Origin of the sequence: Luteimonas sp. 22616 (genome assembly GCF_052044325.1) — a bacterium.
Classification (GTDB): Bacteria; Pseudomonadota; Gammaproteobacteria; order Xanthomonadales; family Xanthomonadaceae; genus Luteimonas.
The window spans coordinates 2,438,947-2,460,811 of record NZ_JBQEMW010000001.1 but is presented as its reverse complement, the minus strand read 5'-3'; the positions used below and the strand labels follow the sequence as shown (position 1 = coordinate 2,460,811).

At 67.7% G+C, this 21,865-nt stretch carries 21 protein-coding genes; 17 read left to right on the top strand and 4 right to left on the bottom strand.

Features of this window, described 5'->3' with window-relative positions; translation table 11 throughout:
- Window positions 1-78 precede the first annotated feature (78 nt).
- Both ACTJIL_RS11310 and ACTJIL_RS11305 read right to left on the bottom strand, forming a co-directional pair.
- Complete coding sequence (locus ACTJIL_RS11310; protein WP_440755604.1) at window positions 79-618, bottom strand: DUF1415 domain-containing protein; 540 nt, start codon at window positions 616-618, stop codon at window positions 79-81.
- A gap of 149 nt (window positions 619-767) precedes the next feature.
- Window positions 768-1,250, bottom strand: a complete 483-nt coding sequence (locus tag ACTJIL_RS11305; protein WP_440755603.1) for a YajQ family cyclic di-GMP-binding protein — start codon at window positions 1,248-1,250, stop codon at window positions 768-770.
- A 333-nt stretch (window positions 1,251-1,583) separates the two neighbouring features.
- On the opposite strand from ACTJIL_RS11305, the gene ACTJIL_RS11300 reads away from it, so the two are divergent.
- Complete coding sequence (locus tag ACTJIL_RS11300) at window positions 1,584-2,441, top strand: DMT family transporter (RefSeq protein WP_440755602.1); 858 nt, start codon at window positions 1,584-1,586, stop codon at window positions 2,439-2,441.
- 85 nt (window positions 2,442-2,526) lie between these two features.
- Window positions 2,527-3,396, top strand: coding sequence for a hypothetical protein (locus ACTJIL_RS11295; protein WP_440755601.1), 870 nt, complete (start codon window positions 2,527-2,529; stop codon window positions 3,394-3,396).
- Window positions 3,397-3,486: 90 nt separating this feature from the next.
- Here ACTJIL_RS11295 and ACTJIL_RS11290 read toward each other — a convergent pair whose 3' ends face one another.
- Entirely contained in the window at window positions 3,487-4,128 is a 642-nt protein-coding gene (locus tag ACTJIL_RS11290) for an OmpW/AlkL family protein (protein WP_440755600.1), read from the bottom strand.
- 238 nt (window positions 4,129-4,366) lie between these two features.
- Here ACTJIL_RS11290 and ACTJIL_RS11285 point away from each other — a divergent pair, with 238 nt between their 5' ends.
- From ACTJIL_RS11285 to ACTJIL_RS11220, 14 genes are all read left to right on the top strand, one after another.
- The gene (locus ACTJIL_RS11285) at window positions 4,367-5,125 is read left to right on the top strand and encodes a DUF2884 family protein (protein ID WP_440755599.1); all 759 of its coding nucleotides are present in this window, start codon (window positions 4,367-4,369) and stop codon (window positions 5,123-5,125) included.
- Between the two features lie 33 nt (window positions 5,126-5,158).
- Entirely contained in the window at window positions 5,159-6,667 is a 1,509-nt protein-coding gene (aceF, locus tag ACTJIL_RS11280; RefSeq protein WP_440755909.1) for a dihydrolipoyllysine-residue acetyltransferase, read from the top strand.
- Window positions 6,668-6,677: 10 nt separating this feature from the next.
- A complete protein-coding gene (locus ACTJIL_RS11275; protein WP_440755598.1) occupies window positions 6,678-7,862 on the top strand; it encodes a mechanosensitive ion channel family protein in 1,185 nt (394 codons plus the stop codon).
- A gap of 3 nt (window positions 7,863-7,865) precedes the next feature.
- A complete protein-coding gene (gene lpdA / locus ACTJIL_RS11270; RefSeq protein WP_440755597.1) occupies window positions 7,866-9,731 on the top strand; it encodes a dihydrolipoyl dehydrogenase in 1,866 nt (621 codons plus the stop codon).
- 529 nt (window positions 9,732-10,260) lie between these two features.
- A complete protein-coding gene (locus ACTJIL_RS11265; RefSeq protein WP_440755596.1) occupies window positions 10,261-12,102 on the top strand; it encodes an N-acetylmuramoyl-L-alanine amidase in 1,842 nt (613 codons plus the stop codon).
- Between the two features lie 387 nt (window positions 12,103-12,489).
- Window positions 12,490-12,876, top strand: coding sequence for a hypothetical protein (locus ACTJIL_RS11260; protein ID WP_440755595.1), 387 nt, complete (start codon window positions 12,490-12,492; stop codon window positions 12,874-12,876).
- Between the two features lie 4 nt (window positions 12,877-12,880).
- Window positions 12,881-13,762 carry a F0F1 ATP synthase subunit A gene (atpB, locus tag ACTJIL_RS11255; RefSeq protein ID WP_440755594.1) on the top strand — a complete coding sequence of 294 codons (882 nt, stop codon included), beginning with the start codon at window positions 12,881-12,883 and terminating at the stop codon, window positions 13,760-13,762.
- Window positions 13,763-13,834: 72 nt separating this feature from the next.
- Window positions 13,835-14,110: a F0F1 ATP synthase subunit C gene (gene atpE, locus ACTJIL_RS11250; RefSeq protein WP_027079743.1), complete on the top strand. Its 276-nt coding sequence runs from the start codon at window positions 13,835-13,837 to the stop codon at window positions 14,108-14,110.
- Window positions 14,111-14,182: 72 nt separating this feature from the next.
- Window positions 14,183-14,668, top strand: a complete 486-nt coding sequence (locus ACTJIL_RS11245) for a F0F1 ATP synthase subunit B (RefSeq protein WP_440755593.1) — start codon at window positions 14,183-14,185, stop codon at window positions 14,666-14,668.
- A 3-nt stretch (window positions 14,669-14,671) separates the two neighbouring features.
- Entirely contained in the window at window positions 14,672-15,199 is a 528-nt protein-coding gene (locus tag ACTJIL_RS11240) for a F0F1 ATP synthase subunit delta (RefSeq protein ID WP_440755592.1), read from the top strand.
- 81 nt (window positions 15,200-15,280) lie between these two features.
- Window positions 15,281-16,846: a F0F1 ATP synthase subunit alpha gene (gene atpA, locus ACTJIL_RS11235; RefSeq protein WP_440755591.1), complete on the top strand. Its 1,566-nt coding sequence runs from the start codon at window positions 15,281-15,283 to the stop codon at window positions 16,844-16,846.
- An 86-nt stretch (window positions 16,847-16,932) separates the two neighbouring features.
- A complete protein-coding gene (atpG, locus tag ACTJIL_RS11230) occupies window positions 16,933-17,796 on the top strand; it encodes a F0F1 ATP synthase subunit gamma (RefSeq protein ID WP_440755590.1) in 864 nt (287 codons plus the stop codon).
- Window positions 17,797-17,920: 124 nt separating this feature from the next.
- Window positions 17,921-19,345 (top strand): F0F1 ATP synthase subunit beta, encoded by a 1,425-nt coding sequence (gene atpD, locus ACTJIL_RS11225; RefSeq protein ID WP_440755589.1) that lies wholly within the window; start codon window positions 17,921-17,923, stop codon window positions 19,343-19,345.
- An 84-nt stretch (window positions 19,346-19,429) separates the two neighbouring features.
- The gene (locus tag ACTJIL_RS11220) at window positions 19,430-19,855 is read left to right on the top strand and encodes a F0F1 ATP synthase subunit epsilon (protein ID WP_027079749.1); all 426 of its coding nucleotides are present in this window, start codon (window positions 19,430-19,432) and stop codon (window positions 19,853-19,855) included.
- Window positions 19,856-19,943: 88 nt separating this feature from the next.
- Here the strand turns inward: ACTJIL_RS11220 and ACTJIL_RS11215 are convergent, their stop codons facing one another.
- A complete protein-coding gene (locus ACTJIL_RS11215) occupies window positions 19,944-20,327 on the bottom strand; it encodes a GtrA family protein (protein ID WP_440755588.1) in 384 nt (127 codons plus the stop codon).
- 146 nt (window positions 20,328-20,473) lie between these two features.
- Between ACTJIL_RS11215 and glmU the strand changes: the two genes are divergently transcribed.
- The gene (glmU, locus tag ACTJIL_RS11210) at window positions 20,474-21,844 is read left to right on the top strand and encodes a bifunctional UDP-N-acetylglucosamine diphosphorylase/glucosamine-1-phosphate N-acetyltransferase GlmU (protein WP_440755587.1); all 1,371 of its coding nucleotides are present in this window, start codon (window positions 20,474-20,476) and stop codon (window positions 21,842-21,844) included.
- The last annotated feature ends 21 nt before the right edge of the window (window positions 21,845-21,865 follow it).

The following is a 21,865-nucleotide window of genomic DNA, read 5'->3' as shown; positions in this document are numbered from 1 at the left end:
CCCCCCCCCCCCCCCCCCCCCCCCCCCCCCCCCCCCCCCCCCCCCCCCCCCCCGCTCCTACAAAAAAGGCAGCTGGCCTCAATCCTCGCGGGCGAGCAGCCGCTCCCACCCCTCGCGGCCCAGCTTCTCCAGCGTCTCGACGTTGCGCTCGACGATCGCATCCGGATCCGGAAACGCCGCCACCGCGCGCGCCACGCTGTCCTCGCGCAGCAGGTGCAGCGTGGGCCACGGCGAACGGTTGGTGGCATTGGCGATGTCGTCCGGCGCGCTGCCCGCGAACTGGTACTGCGGATGGAAGCTGGCGACCTGCAGTTCGCCGTCGAGGCCGAGCTGCTCGACCAGCGCGTCGGCGTCGTCGAGGAAGTCGTTGTAGTCGAGGAAGTCGGCCAGCACCTGCGGGTGGACGATCAGCGTCGTATCGATGTCCTCCGCGGGCGTGTCGCGCAGCCGCAACAGCTCCTCGCCGAGCGTTTCCAGCAGCGCTTCGGGCGTGGTGGCGTCGCTGAGCACGTAGCGCACCTGGCCCTTGGCGACCACGGCCTTGGCGAATGGGCACAGGTTCAAGCCGACGACGGCGCGTTCGATCCAGCGGCGGGTGTCGGCGATGGGGTCGGTCATCGGAATCCTCGAAACCTGCATTTTCTGGCCCTCCCCTTCAAGGGGAGGGTTGGGTGGGGATGGGGTGGGCCGACGGCATCGGCGAAACCTTATCCCAAGCCCATCCCCATCCCGCCTTCCCCTTGAAGGAGAAGGAGAAAAACAAGCGGTCAGTCGCGGAAATTGTCGAACTGCAGCGGCAGTTCGAACTCCTTGCCGCGCAGCAGCGCCATCGCCGCCTGCAGGTCGTCGCGCTTCTTGCCGGTCACGCGCAGCTTGTCGCCGTTGATCTGGCTGTCGACCTTGAGCTTGGCGTCCTTGAGCTCGCCCTGGATCTTCTTCGCCAGCTCGCGCTCGATGCCCTGGCGGACGGTGACCTTCTGTCGCGCGCCGGCCAGGTTGGTGTCGATGTCGCCGAACTCCAGGCAGCGGGCGTCGATTTTCCGTGCTGCGAGCCGCGCGCGCAGGATGTCGGTCATCTGCTGCAGCTGGAACTCGCTCGGTGCCGACTGGCTGATGATGTTGTCGTTGCGCTCGAAGCTGGCCTCCACGCCCTTGAAGTCGAAGCGGGTGGTCAGTTCGCGGTTGGCCTGGTCGACGGCATTGGTGAGCTCGTGGGTGTCGACTTCGGAGACGATATCGAAAGAGGGCATGGCGTTGGCTGTAACGGAATAAGGGCAGTGCAGGTTAGCGCATGTGCGGCGGCACGGCCTGTTGCGGGATCGCGCCGTCCGCTGCCGACGGAGCGCCTCGCGCGCGGGCCGCACTGCCTGCGCCGACGCCAACGCCGCGTGCAAGCGGATGCCGCGCGGCGGCGTGCGGCATCACTTCATGATCGACTCCGCAAGCCGGGGTGCGACGAACCGAGCGCACTTGCGCGGCGCGCGTGGCGCAGGCAACGTCGCGCGATGCCGCAGCCCACTCCCGCTCCGCCCCCGCCAGGTCACCCGGCGCCGTCCGCGCGCCGCGCCGGCCCGGCGCTCTACATGCTCGCGGCGGTGGCGCTGTTCGCGCTGATGGATGCCGGGCTCAAGCTGCTGTCGCCGCACTATCCGGCGCTGCAGGTGGCCACCCTGCGCGGCGCCTCGGCGCTGCCGCTGGTGCTGGCGTGGTCCATGGCCTCGGTCGGCGTGCGCGGGCTGCTGCGCGTGCATTGGCCGCTGCACCTGCTGCGCGGCGTGCTGGGCGTGGCGATGATGGCCGGCTTCGTCTACGGCCTGCGCACGCTGCCGCTGTCGACGGTCTATGCGATCACCTTCGTCGCGCCGCTGCTGGTCACGGCGATGGCGGTGCCGATCCTGCGCGAGAAGGTCGGGCCGCGGCGTTGGGGCGCGATCTTCATCGGCCTGATCGGCGTGCTGGTGGTGCTGCGTCCGACCGGGCAGGGGATGATGACGCTGGGCGGGCTGGCGATCCTGCTGGCGGCGGTGTGCTATGCGGCCTCGGCGATCACCGTGCGCATGCTGGCGCAGCGCGACAGCACCCAGGCGATGGTGTTCTGGCTGATGGTGATCCTGGTGGTTGGCGGTGGCGCGCTGTCGTGGCACGAGTGGACGCCGATCCAGGCCCGGCACGGGTGGGTGATCGCAGGCATCGGCGTGGTCGGGACGCTCGCGCAGGTGCTGCTGACCGAGGCGTTCCGCCGCGGCGAGGCGTCGATGATCGCGCCGCTCGAGTACACCGCGCTGGTCTGGGGCGTGATGCTCGACCTGGCGCTGTGGCAGGTGTTGCCCGACGGCATGACCTGGGTCGGGGCGGGAATCATCATTGCCAGCGGGCTGTACATGATCCGGCGCGAGCGCGTGCGCAACGTGGAGCACGGGCAGCCGGTCGAGCATCCCTGAGCCTGAAGGCCTGGCCCCAGGCTGTCAGTCGCGCGCCGGTTTTCGCGAATCCTCCAGGGTCCCTCACCCCCGGAGTCGCTCCCCCATGCGCAAGCCACGTCGTTACCTCGCCATCGGCGCCCTGTCCGCCGCACTCGCCTCGCTGGTCGCCTATGCGGCGCAGCCGTCCCTGCAGCGTGTCCTTTCGACCCCGCAGGCCGCGGCGGCCGCGACGGATCGCCCACAGTCGCGGTTGCCAGCCAGGCCGGGCACGGCGAGGCCCCCGGTCGGGAATCCGATTCCATTTCCGCTGCCGGTGCCCGGAACGCCCACCCGGGAGGACGTGGGCGATCCCGACTCGTTCGGCCGCCCGCTGAAATGGCTGGGTGTGACGCAGGCTGACATCCACCTGAGCGAGGACTGCTCGCTGCCGGAGCACCAGTACGAGGGCTCGCACTGCCAGCAGACGTTGCCAGCGCAGACGACGTTCTTCAGCTTCCAGGACACCGGCAGCATCACCCTGCCGGGCAACGCCGCGCACTCGCTGCTGTGCTACTGGTTCTCGCCGCTTCTGGCGCTTGCCTACGAGAATCCGGGCACGGAGCCGGTGACCGCGTCGCTGATCTACCGGCCGCGGTTGACGATCGAGAGCGAAGTGCTGCGTGATCCCTCCCTGATCAATCCGAGAACGGGCCAACCCTTCGGCGGCAGCCTGAGCACGGCCATGAGTTCGAACGAGCAAATCAATGCGACATTGCTGGGATCCGAGCAGAGGTACGAGGCCCAGCGTGACTCGAATGTCTGCATCGCCGGCTTCCTGACCAGGCGCAGCCTTGTCGACATGTACGGCCTGAGCGAGGCCCAGGCGCAGGAGATGTTCCGGAAGCCGATGACGATCCGCCTGGATGTCAGCGGCCAAGCCCGATATGTACCCGAGGCGTCGCTGACGTTCGGGCTGCGCATCGTCGGCGATTGATCGATCGAAAGCGCGCTGAAAAAAAAGCAGGACGGGCCGAAGCCCGTCCTGCCGTGTTGCACCGGATGCGCGGCGGCGCCGCGCGCGCGTTCAGAAGCGCGCGCCGATGCCGACGCCGACCATCACCGGGTTGAACTCGGTGGTGCCGGCCTTCGCGCCGTTGACCTTGATGTCGCCATCGCCGTCGAAATAGCGCGCGTCGGCGCGGGCGAACCAGGTCGGGTTGATGTTGACGTCCACGCCGACCGTCGCCACCGCGCCCTTGGCGGTTTCCACGCCGATGCGGTTGCCGGCCAGCGCGCCGGTATCGGCCGCCTTCTCGTTGCTGTAGTTGGTCTCGTGATAACCGAGGCCCACGAACGGACGCACGATGTTGTCGGCGGCGCCGAAGCGGTACTGGCCGCTGAGCGAATACGCCTGCCCGTCGATGCTGGCGGTCTTGTTGCCGCCGGTGGACACGCGGTAGCCGGCCTTGTCGGCGCCCCAGGCTTCGACCGAGATGTTGTCGGTGATGTTCCAGGCCGCGCTGAGCGTCGGCGTGCCTTCGCCCTCGGCCTTGGTCAGGTTGCCGTCGATGACGGGATTGCGGGTCGGTTCGGTGAGCGAATAGCCACCGACCACGCTGAAGCGCTTGCCGGCTGCGGTGTCGCCCGAGCCATCCTGCGCGAACGCAGCGGGAGCGAAGGCGGCGGTGGCGGCAAGGGCCAGGGTCAGTGTGCGAATGGACAACATGGGGGAGTCTCCTCTTGATTGTTCTATGCCCCAGGGAGAGGGGCGCGGACAACCTAACGAGACGCGCATGAACCGGCCTTGTTTGCGTTGGAAGCATTCAGGGAACTTTGACGTCCGATTAAGCGAGCGGATGCACATGCGCGTCGTGGCATGACGAAGGTCACTCCCTCCACCGGCACGCGTCGCAGGGTGGCCATGGCGCGAAACTGAATGCAGGATGGATCGAGGGGAAAGACAGATGCGGATCGTGGCCATGGGTTGCGTGCTCCTGCTTGTTTGCGGTGGCGCGGCCGCCGCCGGAAGCAGCGTCAACGTCAATTGCGACGTGGACAGCGACTACGACTTCGCGCTTACGAAGAAGAGCGTCATCCTGACCCGCAAGGACGGCGCGCCGAAGACTGTGCTCATGCGTCAGGGGCGGCTGTTCATCGACGACCGGTGGGTCGGGATCGGCGCCGCCGACCGCGACCGCCTGGTCGATTACGAACGCGAGGCCAGGGCGGCGATGCCGCTGGCCGCGCAGATCGGCCGGGACGCCGCCACCATTGCCTTTACCGCGCTGGGCGAGGTGGCCAAGGGATTCAGCCGCGATCCGGAGGCGACCGAGGCGAAACTGCAGCAGGCACGCGTCGAACTCGACCGCAGCCTGGCGCGCTCGGTCAGCGCCACGCACTTCAACAGCAGTGAGCTGGGCAAGGGCATCGGCGAGGCGGTGGCCGGCGTGGTGCCGCGCGTGGTCGGCGACATCGTCGGCGGTGCATTGCGCGCCGCATTGACCGGCGATACCGCGCAACTGGAGCAGTTGGACAACCTCGACGCCCGCATCGAAGCCGTGGTCGAGCCGCGCGCCAAGGCGCTTGAGCGCAATGCTGAAACGCTGTGTCGCGCGATGCAGTCGCTCGACCGGATCGACGATGCGCTCGAATACCGCCACGACGGCAAGCCGCTGGATCTACTGCGGGTCGAGGCGAGGGACCGCGCCAAGCCCCTCGACTGAGCCTGTCGCCTCGCGTTCACGCCGATTTCTCCCCTGCGGCGTGGGCACCGCGCCCTCCGTGCCCCCACGGGGGGCGCACTTTTTCCGGGCCCTGCGCGCGCCGCGGAGTTGGCGCTGACCGCGCGGCGGGCGACAATGGCCGTTCCCCTGGCATCCCCGGAGCGTCGCATGGCCGATTTGAAGGAAGCACGAGTCCCCGACATCGGCGGTTTCGACGACGTGCCGGTGATCGAGGTGCTGGTCGCGGTCGGCGACACGATCGCCAAGGACCAGGGGCTGGTGACGCTGGAATCGGCCAAGGCGACGATGGAAGTGCCGTCGCCGTTCGCCGGCGTCGTCCGGGAGCTGAAGGTCAAGGTCGGCGACACGCTGTCGGAAGGCGGCGTGGTGGCGATGATCGAGGCCGCCGGCGACGATGCCCCGGCCAAGGCTGAGGCAACCGGATCAGCCGTGCAGCCGGACGCGGCAAAGACCGAGGCGCCGCCGGCCACCCGCACCACCGAAACGACCGCCAAGGTCGAGCCGGTGGCGATTGCCGGGCAGCGCGACAACATCGCGCGCGGCGACGTGGCCAAATCCGGCGACGCCGTGCCGACGCCGGCGCGACGCCTCGATGCCGATGGCCTGATGCCGGACAAGGTGCCCTACGCCAGCCCGGCGGTGCGCCTGTTCGCACGCGAGCTCGGCGTTGATCTCGGCCTCGTGCAGGGCAGCGCCCGCGGCGGCCGCATCACGAAGGACGACGTGCAGCAGTTCGTCAAGGGCGCGCTGGCCGGCGGTGGTGCAGTGGCCGGCGGTGGTGGCCTCAACCTGCTGCCGTGGCCGAAGGTGGATTTCTCCAGGTTCGGCGAGATCGAGGTCAGGCCGCTGTCGAAGATCGGGAAGATCTCCGGCGCCAACCTCGCCCGCAACTGGGCAATGATCCCGCACGTCACCCAGCATGACGATGCCGACGTCACCGAGCTCGAGGCGCTGCGGGTCGCGCTCAACAAGGAAAACGAGAAGGCCGGCATCAAGCTGACCATGCTCGCCTTCCTGATGAAGGTCAGCGTGATCGCGCTGCAGAAGTACCCGGACTTCAACGCCTCGCTCGATGCCAGCGGCGAGAACCTGACGCTGAAGAAATATTTCCACATCGGCTTCGCCGCCGACACGCCCAACGGGCTGGTGGTGCCGGTGGTGCGCGATTGCGACCGCAAGGGCGTGCTGGAGATCGCGCGCGAGACCGGCGAGCTGGCGAAGAAGGCCCGCGACGGCAAGCTCGGCCCGGCCGAGATGAGCGGCGGCTGCTTCTCGATCAGCTCGTTGGGCGGCATCGGCGGCACGTCGTTCACGCCGATCGTCAACGCACCGGAAGTGGCCATCCTCGGCGTGTCGCGGTCGGCGATGAAGCCGGTGTGGAACGGCAAGGAATTCGAGCCGCGGCTGATGCTGCCGTTGTCGCTGTCCTACGACCACCGCGTCATCGACGGCGCGGCCGCGGCGCGCTTCACCGCGTACCTGGCGCAGCTGCTCGGCGACATGCGGCGCGCGCTGCTGTAGGCGCTGGCCGATGCTGGCGATGGTCGCCCAGGCTGCACCCGGCACCGCCGGCGAGCGGGTGCGCGACGCGGCCGGCGCCGCCGTGAACCGCGGCTGGAACGACCTGGGCACGGTGCTCGACTTCCACCTGCTGCGCACCTCCGGCCTGGACGTCACCGTCGGCGGGCTGATCGCCGCGGTGCTGGTGATCGGGCTGACCTGGCTGGTTTCCGCTCTGGTGCGACGCGCGGTGCGCCGGTTCGGCGATCGCCACGAAGGCGTGAACCGGGCCGCGCTGTACGCGGTGTCGCGGCTGATCCACTACGTCCTGCTGCTCGCCGGCATCCTGCTGGCCATGGACTTTGCCGGGATATCGCTGGGCAAGTTCGCGCTGTTCGCCAGCGCGGTGGGCGTGGGCCTGGGCTTCGGCCTGCAGGCGATCTTCGGCAACTTCATCGCAGGCCTGGTGCTGCTGTTCGACCGCTCGCTGAAGGTCGGCGACTTCGTCGAGCTCGACAACGACACCCGCGGCACCGTGCACGCGATCAACATCCGCGCCACCCGCATCATCACCAACGACAACATCGGCGTGCTGGTGCCCAACTCCGAGTTCGTCAACGGCCGCGTCGTCAACTGGACCCACCGCAGCGTCAATCGCCGCATCCGGGTGCCGTTCCGGGTCGCGTTCGGCGTCGACAAGGAGTTGGTCAAGAAGGCCGCGCTGGAAGCCGCCGCGCGGGTGCCGTTCACGCTCGCCATCGAGGGCGAGCAGCGTCCGCAGGTGTGGCTGGTGAACTACGGCGAGAGCGGCGTGGAGTTCCTGCTGGTGGTGTGGCTGACCGGTGCCGCGGCGCGGCGCAACGTTGCGATCCAGGCCGCCTACCTGTGGGAGCTGGACAGCTCGCTGAAGGAACACGGCATCGAGGTGCCGGTGCCGCAGCGCGACCTGCGCATGCGCTCGGCCTTCGGCCTGGAAGGCGAACGCGCGATGCAACGCCTGCTGCACGAACGCGTCGAGCCCGAGCCCGTCGCCACCGGGCCCGAGGCGGTGGCGCCCGCCGAGCGCCGCGCATTGGCCGGCAATGATGCCTCCGAAGACACCCAGCGCCGGATCGCCGAAGACGAGGCGATGCGCCTGCAGGCCGAGCGCGAAGCGGCCCTTTCCCCACAATCCAAGGCCGGCCCCGCGCGCGGCCGCCAGCATCCCGAGGAGTAAGACATGGCGACGCTTGAAGTGAAGGTTCCCGATATCGGCGGATTCGACGACGTGCCGGTGATCGAGGTGCTGGTCGCGGTCGGCGACACGATAGCCAAGGACCAGGGGCTGGTGACGCTGGAGTCGGCCAAGGCGACGATGGAAGTGCCGTCGCCGGTGGCGGGCGTGGTGAAGGAACTGCGGGTGAAGGTTGGCGACACGTTGTCGGAAGGCAGCGTGGTGGCGGTGGTGGAGGCGCAGGACGACGCAGGCGCCGAAAAGAAACCGTCCGGCGGTGCCGATGCGACAACCGGGGAAGGGGAAGAGAAAGCCCCTCTCCCGCCTGCGGGTAAGGGACGCGCGCGCAGCGCGCCGGGTGAGGGTGCTGCTCCAAAAGCCGAGCCCTCTCCCGCAAGCGAGAGAAGCAGCAGCGAAGCGCCGGCCCCCCAGGCGGCCGCGTCCACCGGCCGCAAGCCCGACATCGAATGCGCCGTCGTCGTGCTCGGCGCCGGCCCCGGCGGCTACACGGCCGCGTTCCGCGCTGCCGATCTCGGCCTCGACACGGTGATGATCGAGCGGTACCCCAAGCTCGGCGGCGTCTGCCTCAATGTCGGCTGCATTCCGTCCAAGGCGCTGCTGCACGCGGCCGCGGTGATCGACGAGGCGCAGCATGCGACCGACTACGGCGTCGACTTCGGCAAGCCGAAGATCGCGCTCGACAAGCTGCGCGGCTACAAGGACAAGGTGGTCGGCCAGCTGACCGGCGGCCTGGCCGCGATGTCGAAGCAGCGCAAGGTGCGCGTGGCGACCGGGCACGCGAAGTTCGTGTCCGCCAACGAGATCGAGCTCGCCGGCGACGACGGCAAGACGCAGCTGCTGAAGTTCGGGCAGTGCATCATCGCCGCCGGTTCGCAGGCGATGAAGCTGCCCGGCTTCCCGTGGGACGACCCGCGGGTGATGGACTCGACCGACGCGCTCGAACTGGCCGACATCCCGAAGAAGCTCCTGGTCGTCGGCGGCGGCATCATCGGCCTGGAAATGGCCACGGTGTACAAGGCGCTCGGCAGCGAGGTCACGGTGGTCGAACTCGCCACGCAGCTGATGCCCGGCGCCGACCCCGACCTGGTCAAGCCGCTCGCCGACCGGTTGAAGAAGCAGGGCGTGGCCGTGCACCTGGAGACGAAGGTGGTCGAGGCCAAGGCGGGCAAGGCCGGCATCGCCTGCAGCTTCGACGGCAAGAGCATTCCCGAAACGAAGACGTTCGACCGCGTGCTGGTCGCGGTCGGGCGGGTGCCCAACGGCGGCAAGCTCGACGCGCAGAAGGCCGGCGTGCGCGTTTCCGAGCGCGGTTTCATCGATGTCGACGCGCAGATGCGCACCAACGTGCCGCACATCTTCGCCATCGGCGACCTCGTCGGCCAGCCGATGCTGGCGCACAAGGCGACGCACGAGGGCAAGCTTGCGGCGGAAGTCGCCGCCGGCAAGAAGCGCGAGTGGGTCGCGCGGGTGATCCCGAGCGTGGCCTATACCGATCCCGAAATCGCCTGGGTCGGCGTCACCGAGACCGAGGCGAAGGCGAAGGGGTTGAAGGTAGGCGTCGGCAAGTTCCCGTGGGCCGCCTCGGGCCGCGCGATCGGCCTGGGCCGCACCGAGGGCTTCACCAAGCTGGTGTTCGACGAGGCCAGCCAGCGCATCGTCGGTGCCGGCATCGTCGGCGTGCACGCTGGCGACCTGATCGCCGAGGCGGCGCTGGCGATCGAGATGGGCTGCGAGGTCGCCGACATCGGCCACACCATCCATCCGCATCCGACCCTCAGCGAGTCGGTGGGCATGGCGGCCGAAGTCTACGACGGCACCATCACCGACCTGTACATCCCGAAGCGGAAGTGATCGCAAGCCGCCGAAAAAACCCCCGCATTGCGGGGGTTTTCTTTTGGTTCTTCGCCCGATTCCCGTGAGGGGGTCCTGTTCCTTGCCGGATCGCAGGCTTGCCGGAAAGCCGGGCTCCCGCCTTGCGCGCGTGTCGCCACCACCCAGATCGGAACACCGGGCGCGAATGGCCTTGGGTGCGAAATAAAGGAGGAGGCGTCGGCCATGGGCCGGCGCCGGGGGACATTCGCACCCAAGGCCATTCGTGCCCGTGTCCAGCCATCTGGCCGCCATCGCGCCTTCCCTCCATCGAGAGAAGAACCGTTCCTTCTCACCGGACTGCAGTCGCGCAACCCGGCCACGGGCCCGCGCAACGTGGCCGGCGCGTCGAACTGTGACGCACGCCGGGTAGCCAGGGGTTTGCCCCAGATGCCGGAATGTCGCTGCTACCGGTATCCAGTGGGGACAGGGGATCCATCCAGGGAGAGAAGACACGATGAAGCACGTTATCTGGACGGCGCTGGCCTTGGCCTGCGCAACAGGATGCGGCATGGCAGTCGCGGGCGAAGGGGCGCACGCGGCAGACGAGGCCAGGGCGCTGGCCGAGGCCGGCGCCACCGGCGATTTCGCACGGAACCTGCAGGCGCAGGAGAAACGCCTGCAAAACGAGCGTTCCTATTATCCGGCGATGTTCCGCGCCGCCTACGCGCGTTATCCGCGCATTCCCGCGGGCACGCTGGAGGCGCTGGCATACAGCCAGAGCCGCTGGCACCAGCTGCGACCGGACCGTAACGGCGAATCGCCACACAGCGACATGCCGCGCGCCTGGGGCGTGATGGGTCTGTACGCCGGAGAAGGCTTCGCAGACCAGGTCGGTGAGGCCGCCGCGCTGCTGGGCGTCTCGTCGGAGCAGGTCAAGCAGAACCCGTCCACGAACATCCTTGCCGCGGCCGTCCTGCTCGACCGCGAACTGCGCGGCACCGGGCGCGATGACGAAGCCCTCGCCCAGGCCCTGCAGCGCTACGCCGGCTTCGGCAAGGGCAGCGGCGCCGTCGACGATTACGCGCGCGCCAGCTTCGCCTTCGACGTGCTGCTGGGCGCGGACCGCGGCGTGGACGACAACGGTATCCGCGTGCCCGAGCGCGCAGTGCAGTGGGAACGGGCGTTCCCCGCCGACATGCTGGTCCGGCTGAACGCGCCGATGGTGCGCCTGGACCTGGATCGCGACGTCGTCGAAACCGATGCATTCGCGATCGACCCGCGCAGCGAGCAGCTGGTTGCGCGGTCGCCCGACGGCGCGGATGCCGGCCTCGTGGCCAAGTCCGGCAACGCCAGCCTTGCCACGGTCGATTTCCCCGGCGCGCTCTGGGTGGCCTCGCCCAACTACAACTCGCGCAGCGGCACCGCAGTACGCGAGGTGGCCATCCACACGATGCAGGGCAGCTACGCCGGTTCGATTTCGTGGTTCAAGAACCCGAGCTCGCAGGTCAGCGCGCACTACCTGATTCGCAGCTCCGATGGCCAGGTCACGCAGATGGTGCGCGAGAGCCAGAGAGCTTGGCATGTGGGCTCGCACAACTCGCACTCGATCGGCATCGAGCATGAGGGCTACATCAGCAACCCCGACTGGTACACCAGCGCGATGTACAACAAGTCCGCGGCGATCACCCGCCAGTCCTGCGCGCGCTATGCGGGCATCGTCTGCACCCGGGCCATGAAGAGCTACACCTCGTCGAAACTGAGCGATACCACCTACGACATCATTGGCCACCAGAACCTGACTGACAACTCGCACACCGACCCGGGCAAGTACTGGAACTGGTCGAAGTACTACAGCCTGATCAACCCGACATCCAGCACCACGACCATCCTCGACAGCTTCGAGAGCAGCGTCGGCCACTTCGTGACCAGCCCGACGTACTCCGGCAGCACCACCGGCATCTCGACCGCATCCACCGCTGCGCGCAACTGCAGCATCCGCCACAACGGCTCGTGCTCGCTGCAGGTGCGGCTGGTCGACAACACGTCCTCGTCGGCCTCGTGGGCGGTGCGGTTGCTCTCGGGCAGCGGCAATCCCGGCAGCAACACCGGGTTGTCGCGCAACGGGCGGATCGGGTTCTGGGCGTTCGCGGCCGGCAGCGGCGTGAGCGTGGCGGTCGGGATCGACGACAGCGATGGCACCGAGCGCTCGGTTTCGCGCGCGCTGCCCGCCAACACGTGGACCTACGTGGAATGGAAGCTGTCCGACTCCGCGCAGTGGAACGCCTGGGCCGGCGGCGCCAACGGCGCGATCACCGCCAGCACGGTCAAGCTCGATGCGATCTGGCTGTACCACGCCAATACCAGCTACACGGTCAATACCTATATCGACAACGTGCAACTGATCAATTGACGGAAGAATGGGGCACCCGGCCTTGCCGGGTGCCCTTCGCACGACGGCCGACGGCCGACGGGCCCCGCCCAGGCCGGTCCCGCGCCACGAAAAAAAGGAAGCCCCGGCCATGGAGATAACCGGGGCTTCGGGGCCTGCAGCGGATCCGACGAGGAATTGGGACACAGGCCTCGGGATCATTGACCCTGCCCGCCGCGAAAGGTTCCATCGACCGCTTCCGCCCGGCAGCCCCGGCGCCCATGCAAAGCCCTGAAGAATCAGGGCTTCTGGCGGTTGCCGTCCAAATTGGGCCCCTGCTATACTTCTGCGGCTTCGCAGGAGGGGTTTGCACAAGGCAGATCATGCGGCCCTCCGCGGCAAGTCCCGCAAGCTGAACAGGTGATTCGCGTGCACGATCCCATCGCCGCCGGTCGCCGGGCAGCGCTGCGCGCGGTGGCCGTCCAGGGACTGGTCGTCGCGCTGCTGGCAGCGGTCTTCCTCGCGCGGGACGCGCGGGAAGCGCTGGCGGTGGGGGTGGGGGGGCTCGCACTGGTGCTGGGCAATGCGCTTTCCGCCGTCGTGGCGTTGGGCGGCATCGTCCCGGCACCGGTCGCATTCGGCAGGTTGCTGCTGGCTGCGATGGGCAAGTGGTTGGTCGCGATCGTGGTTCTCGCGACTGGGTTGGCGATCTGGCGCTTGCCGCCGTTGCCGATGCTGGCGGGCCTGGTGGCGGGATTGCTGGCCTACCTGTTGTCACTCAATTTCCTGAAGCAAGACGCAAACAGCAAGGGTTGAACGCGTGATCGCTGAAAACAACGGCCCGGCCGCCGAAACCGGCGGATCCACCGAGTACATCAACCACCACCTGCACCACCTGCAGGTGAGCGTGGGCGAGGGTCAGTTCATGACCCTGAACGTCGACACCCTGTTCTTCACCGCGCTGCTGTCGCTGCTGTTCGTGGTCACCTTCCTGCTGACCGCGCGCCGCGCCACCGCCGGCGTGCCGGGCAAGTTCCAGGCGCTGGTGGAGATCATCGTCGGCTTCGTCGACGGGCTGGTGCGCGAGACCTTCCACGGCCGCAGCAAGCTGATTGCGCCGCTGTCGATCACCATCTTCCTGCTCGTGTTCCTGATGAACTTCATGGACATGCTGCCGGTGGACCTGTTGCCCTGGGCCTGGGCCAACGGCTACATCGCCGCCGGCCACGACCCCGCGCACGCCTACCTGCGCGCCGTGCCCACCGCCGACCTCAACACCACGTTCGGCCTGTCGATCGCCGTGTTCCTGTTGATCCAGGTGTTCGGCATCAGCCACAAGGGCGTCGGTGGCTTCACCAAGGAAATCTTCACCGCGCCGTTCCACGCCGAAGGCACGCTGATGAAGATACTGCTGGCGCCGGCCAACCTGCTGCTGCGCCTGATCGAGGAAGGCGTGCGCCCGCTGAGCCTGAGCCTGCGACTGTTCGGCAACATGTATGCCGGCGAGCTGATCTTCGTCCTGATCGCGCTGATGACGCTGAATTCGTCGCTGTCGCATTTCAGCACCTACGCCATGGGCATCATGCAGTTCATCTCGGGCTTCGCCTGGACCGCGTTCCACGTGCTGATCATCACCCTGCAGGCCTTCATCTTCATGATGCTGACGATCGTCTACCTCAGCATGTCGGCCGAGAGCCACTGAGCCGGCGGCGCCCCGCTTTCGTTCCTCCCATCCACCCTACGCAACAGTCAAACGATCCAACCGGAGTACACCATGGATATCGCAGTCCTCAATGCTGAAGTGCTGAAGTTCACCGTCATCGCAGCCGGCCTCCTGATCGGCCTCGGCGCCCTCGGCACCGCGATCGGTTTCGCCATCCTCGGTGGCAAGTTCCTCGAAGGTTCGGCGCGCCAGCCGGAGCTGACCCCGATGCTGCAGACCAAGATGTTCATCGTCGCCGGCCTGCTCGACGCCGTGCCGATGATCGGCGTCGCCATCGCGCTGCTGTTGCTGTTCGCCAACCCGCTGCTGGGTTCGATCGCCGGCTGACCGCCGCGCTGACCAGGCAAGCGATTCAGGCACAGCCGGCGGCAGGGCCGCCGGCACCAGGAGCACAGCATCATGCTACCCAACCTCACTTTGGTCATTCAGGGCATCGCGTTCTTCGCGGTCGCCTGGCTGGTGATGAAATTCGGCTGGCCGCACATCATCGCGGCCATCGAGGAGCGCCAGCAGAAGATCGCCGAAGGCCTCGCCGCGGCTGACAACAGCCAGAAGGCGCTGGCCCAGGCGCAGGACCAGATCAACGAAGAGTTGAAGCAGGCCCGCGCCAAGGCCAACGAGATCATCGAGCAGGCCCACCAGCGCGCCAACCAGATCGTCGACGCCGCCAAGACCGAGGCGATCGCCGAAGGCACGCGCCAGAAGGCACTGGCCGAGAGCGAGATCGCCGCGGCTTCCAACCGCGCCCGCGAGGATCTGCGCAAGCAGGTGTCCGCGCTGGCGGTGACCGGCGCCGAGAAGCTGCTGCGCCGCGAGATCGACGCCAGCGCCCACAAGGTGCTGCTTGACGAACTCGCAGCCCAGCTGTCGTCCGAAGCGGCCTGATCGATGAGCCAGGCCCTCACCCTCGCCCGTCCCTACGCCCGCGCCGCGTTCTCCATCGCACGCGACGGCGGCAAGTTCGCGGAATGGTCCAACGCGCTCGGTTTCGCCGCGCGCGTGGCGGCCGATCCGCAGGTTGCCGGCCTGCTCGGCAACCCACGGCTGGCCGACACCGACGCGGTGGCGCTGCTGTCGCCTGACGGCGCCGAGCCGCTGTTCGGCGACTTCCTCGCGCTGCTGGCGGACAACCGCCGCCTCGTGCTGCTGCCGGAAATCGCCGGTCTGTACGAGGACCTGCGCGCCGAGGCCGAGCGCGTGGTCAAGGCCCGGGTGACGTCGGCGACGGCGCTTCCCGCCGGCGAGCTCGACACCATCAAGGCGGCGCTGAAGAAGCGCTTCGGCCGCGAGGTCGAGGTCGAATCGGCGGTCGATGCCTCGTTGATCGGCGGTGCGGTCATCGACGCCGGCGACGTGGTCATCGACGGCTCGCTCAAGGGCAAGCTCGAGCGCCTGCAGACCGCTCTGGCAAGTTGATTTGAATCGTAGGCGGGCCCGTTGGCCCGCCGCAATGCAAACCGTGATGGCGGGCCTGGGCCCGCCCTACAGGAAACAGCAATGGCAACCAGCACGCTCAACCCGTCCGAAATCAGCGAACTGATCAAGACCCGCATCGAGAAGGTCAAGCTCAGCGCCGAGGCGCGCAACGAAGGCACCGTGACCAGCGTGTCCGACGGCATCGTGCGCATCTACGGCCTGGCCGACGTGATGCAGGGCGAAATGATCCAGCTGCCCGCCTCCGAAAGCGGCGCGGATACCTATGCGCTCGCGCTGAACCTGGAGCGCGACTCGGTCGGCGCCGTGGTCCTGGGCGACTACGAGCACCTGCGCGAGGGCGACGTGGCCAAGACCACCGGCCGCATCCTCGAAGTGCCGACCGGCCCCGAGCTGCTGGGCCGCGTGGTCAACGCGCTGGGCGAGCCGATCGACGGCAAGGGCCCGATCGCCGCCGCGCAGACCGCGCCGGTGGAGACCATCGCCCCGGGCGTGATCGCGCGCAAGAGCGTGTCGCAGCCGGTGCAGACCGGCTACAAGGCCATCGACTCGATGATCCCGATCGGCCGTGGCCAGCGCGAGCTGATCATCGGCGACCGCCAGACCGGCAAGACCGCGGTAGCGATCGACGCGATCATCAACCAGAAGGGCACCGGCGTTAAGTGCATCTACGTCGCCATCGGCCAGAAGAACAGCTCGATCGCCAACGTCGTGCGCAAGCTCGAAGAACACGGCGCGATGGCGCACACGATCGTGGTCGCCGCCGCCGCCGCCGAATCGGCCGCGATGCAGTACATCGCGCCGTACTCCGGCTGCACCATGGGCGAGTTCTACCGCGACCGCGGCGAAGACGCGCTGATCATCTACGACGACCTGTCCAAGCAGGCCGTGGCCTACCGCCAGATCTCGCTGCTGCTGCGCCGCCCGCCGGGCCGCGAAGCCTACCCGGGCGACGTGTTCTACCTGCACAGCCGTCTGCTCGAGCGCGCCGCGCGCGTCAACGAGGACTACGTCGAGAAGTTCACCAACGGCGCCGTCAAGGGCAAGACCGGTTCGCTGACCGCACTGCCGATCATCGAGACCCAGGCCGGCGACGTGTCCGCGTTCGTGCCGACCAACGTGATCTCGATCACCGACGGCCAGATCTTTCTCGAGACCGACCTGTTCAACGCCGGCATCCGCCCGGCCGTGAACGCCGGCATCTCGGTGTCGCGCGTCGGTGGCGCGGCGCAGACCAAGATCATGAAGAAGCTGTCGGGCGGCATCCGCATCGCGCTCGCCCAGTACCGCGAGCTCGCCGCGTTCGCGCAGTTCGCATCCGACCTGGACGAAGCGACCCGCAAGCAGCTCGAGCGCGGCCAGCGCGTCACCGAGTTGATGAAGCAGAAGCAGTACGCCCCGATGTCGGTGGCCGAGCAGGCGCTGTCGATCTATGCGGTCGACAAGGGCTACATGGACGAGGTGCCGGTCAGCAAGATCGGTGCGTTCGAAGAAGCCCTGCACGCCCACTTCGCCAACACCGCCGGCGACCTGCTGAAGCAGATCAACGACAGCGGCGACTGGAACGACAGCATCGAGGCCGGTTTCAAGAAGGGCATCGAGGATTTCAAGGCGACGGGTTCCTGGTAAGCAATGCGTAGGGTGGGCCCAGGCCCACCTTCCGCGGCAACGGTGGGCCACGGCCCACCCTACGTGACGGAATAGCGAGCAGAGCAATGGCCGGCGGCAGAGAAATCAAAACCAAGATCAAGAGCGTGCAGAACACCCGCAAGGTGACGCGCGCGCTCGAGATGGTCTCGGCTTCCAAGATCCGCAAGGCGCAGGACCGGATGAAGGCCTCGCGCCCGTATGCGCGCGCGATGAAGCAGGTCATCGGCCACCTGGCGCAGGCGAACTCGGAGTTCCAGCACCCGTATCTCGTCGAGCGCCAGGACATCAAGCGCGTCGGTTACGTGATCGTGTCGTCCGACCGTGGCCTGGCCGGTGGCCTCAACAACAACCTGTTCCGTAAGCTGCTCGGCGAGATCCGCAACTGGCAGCAGCAGGGGGTCGAGGTCGACGTGGTCACCATCGGCCAGAAGGCTTCGGTGTTCTTCCGCCGGATCAAGGTCGAGATGCTGGCCACCGTCACCCACCTGGGCGACCAGCCGCGCGTCGACCAGCTGATCGGCGTGATCAAGGTGATGCTCGATGCCTACGGCAGCGGCAAGGTCGACAAGGTGTTCCTGGCCTACAACGACTTCGTCAACACGATGACCCAGCGCGCGGCGTTCGACCAGCTGCTGCCGCTGCCGGCCTCGGACGAAGTCGTCGCCCGCCACGACTGGGACTACATCTACGAACCCGACGCGCAGGCGGTGCTCGAACATGTGCTGACGCGCTACATCGAGTCGCTGGTGTACCAGGCGGTGATGGAGAACGTGGCTTCCGAACACGCCGCGCGCATGGTGGCGATGAAGGCGGCCAGCGACAACGCCAACAAGCTGATCGATACCCTGAACCTGGTCTACAACAAGGCCCGGCAGGCGGCGATCACGCAGGAAATTTCCGAGATCGTCGGTGGTGCCGCGGCGGTTTGATTCAGCGAACAAATCATTCCTGTAGGAGCGGCTTCAGCCGCGAGCTCTTACAAGAAAAATCAAGAGCTCGCGGCTGAAGCCGCTCCTACAAAAAACAGATACCGAGTTCCAGAGGACTAGAGTGATGAGCAACCAGGGCAAGATCGTCCAGATCATCGGCGCCGTCGTCGACGTCGAGTTCCCGCGCGAGAGCGTGCCGCGCGTGTACGACGCGCTGAAGGTCAAGGACACCGCGATCACGCTGGAAGTGCAGCAGCAGCTTGGCGACGGCGTCGTGCGCACCATCGCGCTCGGCTCCACCGACGGCCTGAAGCGCAACTTGGTGGCCGAAAACACCGGCAAGGCCGTGTCGGTGCCGGTCGGCGTCGGCACCCTGGGCCGCATCATGAACGTGCTCGGCGAGCCGATCGACGAAGCCGGTCCGGTCGAGGCGACCGAGCACTGGGAAATCCATCGCACCGCGCCGTCCTACGAGGACCAGGCCGCGACCAACGAGCTGCTGGAAACCGGCATCAAGGTGATCGACCTGATGTGCCCGTTCGCCAAGGGCGGCAAGGTCGGCCTGTTCGGCGGCGCCGGCGTGGGCAAGACCGTGAACATGCTCGAGCTGATCAACAACATCGCTACCGAGCACGCCGGCCTGTCGGTGTTCGCCGGCGTCGGTGAGCGCACCCGCGAAGGCAACGACTTCTACCACGAGATGGCCGAGGCAGGCGTCATCAAGCTGGAGAACATGAAGGAGTCGAAGGTGGCGATGGTGTACGGCCAGATGAACGAGCCGCCGGGCAACCGCCTGCGCGTCGCGCTCACCGGCCTGACCATGGCCGAATACTTCCGCGACGAGAAGGACGAGACCGGCAAGGGCCGCGACGTGCTGTTCTTCGTCGACAACATCTACCGCTACACCCTGGCCGGCACCGAAGTCTCGGCGCTGCTTGGCCGCATGCCGTCGGCGGTGGGTTACCAGCCGACCCTGGCCGAGGAAATGGGCGTGCTGCAGGAACGCATCACCTCGACCAAGACCGGTTCGATCACCTCGATCCAGGCCGTGTACGTGCCCGCGGACGACCTGACCGACCCGTCTCCGGCGACCACGTTCGCCCACCTCGACGCCACCGTCGTGCTGAGCCGCAACATCGCCTCGCTGGGCATCTATCCGGCGGTCGATCCGCTCGACTCGACCTCGCGCCAGCTCGACCCGAACGTGATCGGCAACGAGCACTACGACACCGCGCGCCGCGTGCAGTCGACGCTGCAGAAGTACAAGGAACTGAAGGACATCATCGCGATCCTCGGCATGGACGAGTTGAGCGAAGAGGACAAGCTGGCCGTCGGCCGCGCGCGCAAGATCGAGCGCTTCTTCTCGCAGCCGTTCCACGTCGCCGAAGTGTTCACCGGTTCGCCGGGCAAGTACGTGTCGCTGAAGGACACCATCCGCGGCTTCAAGATGATCGTCGACGGCGAATGCGACCACCTGCCGGAGCAGGCGTTCTACATGGTCGGCGGCATCGACGAGGCGATCGAGAAGGCGAAGAAGGTCGCGGCTTGACGTGCGGCGGGCCTTGGCCCGCCGTTGCGGAATCCAATGTGACAAGGCGGCGGGCCTGGGCCCGCCCTACGCAGGAATACAGACATGGCATCCACCATCCGTTGCGACATCGTCAGCGCCGAGCATGAGATCTTCCACGGCGAGGCCGAGATGATCGTGGCTACCGGCGAGATGGGCGAACTGGGCATCGCGCCGCGCCATGCGCCGCTGATCACGCGGCTCAAGCCGGGCAAGGTGGTGGTGACGCAGCCGGGTGGCGAGACGCTCGACTTCGCCATCTCCGGCGGCATTCTCGAAGTCCAGCCGCAGCTGGTCACGATCCTGGCCGACACCGCGGTACGCGCGCAGGACATCGACGAGGCCGCGGTCCGCGCCGCCAAGGAAGAGGCCGAGCGCGCGCTGGCCAACAAGGACCCGAAGATGTCGGCCGAGGAAGCGCAGACCCAGCTGGCGATGAGCATCGCCCAACTCAGCGCGCTGGAGCGGCTGCGCAAGAACCTCAAGCACTGAGATCGAGGTTCGATCCATCCCGAGAACGCCGGCGCAAGCCGGCGTTTTTCTTTGTGGGAGCAGCTCCCTGCAGGTCAGCCTTCCTCGCTCAACGCTTGTAGATCCAATGCCGCGACAGCACGAACCCGAACACGCCCAGTGCCAGTTCGATGCCGGGCTTGGCCAGCCACGCCCAACCCAGGCCGAACAACTCGTCGATGTGGGTCATCGACCAGGTGCTGATCGCGGTGGTGACCAGCCACATCGCCAGGAAGCGCAGCAACTGGGTGCGCCCGACCGCCGTGTCCTCGCCGGCGAAAGTCAGTTTGCCGTTGAGCCAGTAGCCCAGCAGCGCGCCGCTGATGCGGCCGGCGATGTTGGCCGGGGCGACGCGCATGCCGAAGTGGCTCAGCGCGACCATCACGCCCCAGTCCACCAGCCACTGGATGCCACCGATGATCAGGTAGTGGCGGCCCTGGCGACCCAGGCTCATGCGCGCGGGGTGCCGGCAGCAAACGGAAAGGTCTGGGCGGGCGCGGCGGGGACGGCGTCGGGCATGCGGGCGTCGGAAAAGCGGGCGTGGCCGGCATCGTAATGCCCGCGCCGTTAGAATTCAGCGATTCAATCCGGGAACATCGCATGACCGCGCCACTGCACGTCGTGATCCTCGCCGCCGGCGAGGGCAAGCGCATGAAGTCCACGCTGCCCAAGGTGCTGCAGAAGGTGGCCGGGCGGCCGATGCTGGCCCACGTCATCGCCGCCGCGCGCGGACTGCAGCCGGCCGGCATCCACGTCGTGCATGGACATGGGGGCGAGCAGGTGCGCGAGGCCTTCGTCGACCAGCCCGATCTGTACTGGGTGGAACAGGCGCGCCAGCTGGGCACCGGCCATGCGGTCCTGCAGGCGATGCCGGACGTGCCCGACGAAGCACAGGTGCTGGTGCTGTATGGCGACGTGCCGCTGATCACCACCGCCACGCTGCAGCGCCTGCTGGCGGCGGAAGGCCGCATCGCGGTGCTGGTCGCCGACCTCGACGACCCGACGGGCTATGGCCGCATCGTGCGCGATTCCGAAGGCCGCGTCGGCGCCATCGTCGAACACAAGGACGCCAATGAGGAGCAGCGCCATATCCGCACGGTCAATACCGGCATTCTTGCCGCCGACGCGGTGGCGCTGAAGGGCTGGCTGCAGCGCCTGTCGAGCGACAACGCGCAGGGCGAGTACTACCTGACCGACGTGTTCGCGATGGCCGCGGCCGAGTACACCGCCGCGGAGATGGTCGCGGTCGCCGATCCGATTGAGACCGAGGGCGCCAACGATCCCTGGCAGCTGGCCCAGCTCGAGCGCGCGTTCCAGCGCCGTCTGGTACAGGCGCTGTGCGTGCAGGGCGTGCGCTTCGCCGACCCGGCGCGGGTGGACATCCGCGGCGAGGTCACTGTCGAACGCGACGTGGAGATCGACGTCGACGTCGTGCTTGAAGGCCGTGTGTCGCTTGGCGAGGGCGTGCGCATCGGACCCTTCTGCCGTGTCCGCAACGCCGACCTCGCCGCCGGGACCGAAGTGCGCGCACATTGCGATATCGACGGCGCGCGCACCGAGGGCGCGGTGCAGGTCGGCCCGTTCGCGCGGCTGCGCCCGGGCACGGTGCTCGCAGACGGGGTGCACGTGGGCAACTTCGTCGAGACCAAGAACGCGCGCCTCGGCGTCGGCAGCAAGGCCAATCACCTGACATACCTCGGCGACGCCGAGATCGGCGCCGGGGTCAACGTCGGCGCCGGCACCATCACCTGCAACTATGACGGCGCCAACAAGTCCACGACGACGATCGAGGACAACGCCTTCATCGGCTCGAACGCATCGCTGGTGGCGCCGGTGACGATCGGCAAGGGCGCGACCATCGGCGCCGGCTCGGTGATCGGCAACGACGCGCCGGCCGGCAAGCTCACGGTCGCGCGCACGCGGCAGGTGACCATCGAAGGCTGGCAGCGGCCCGTCAAGAAGCCGAAATAATCCGCAGGAGCAGCGGAAGCC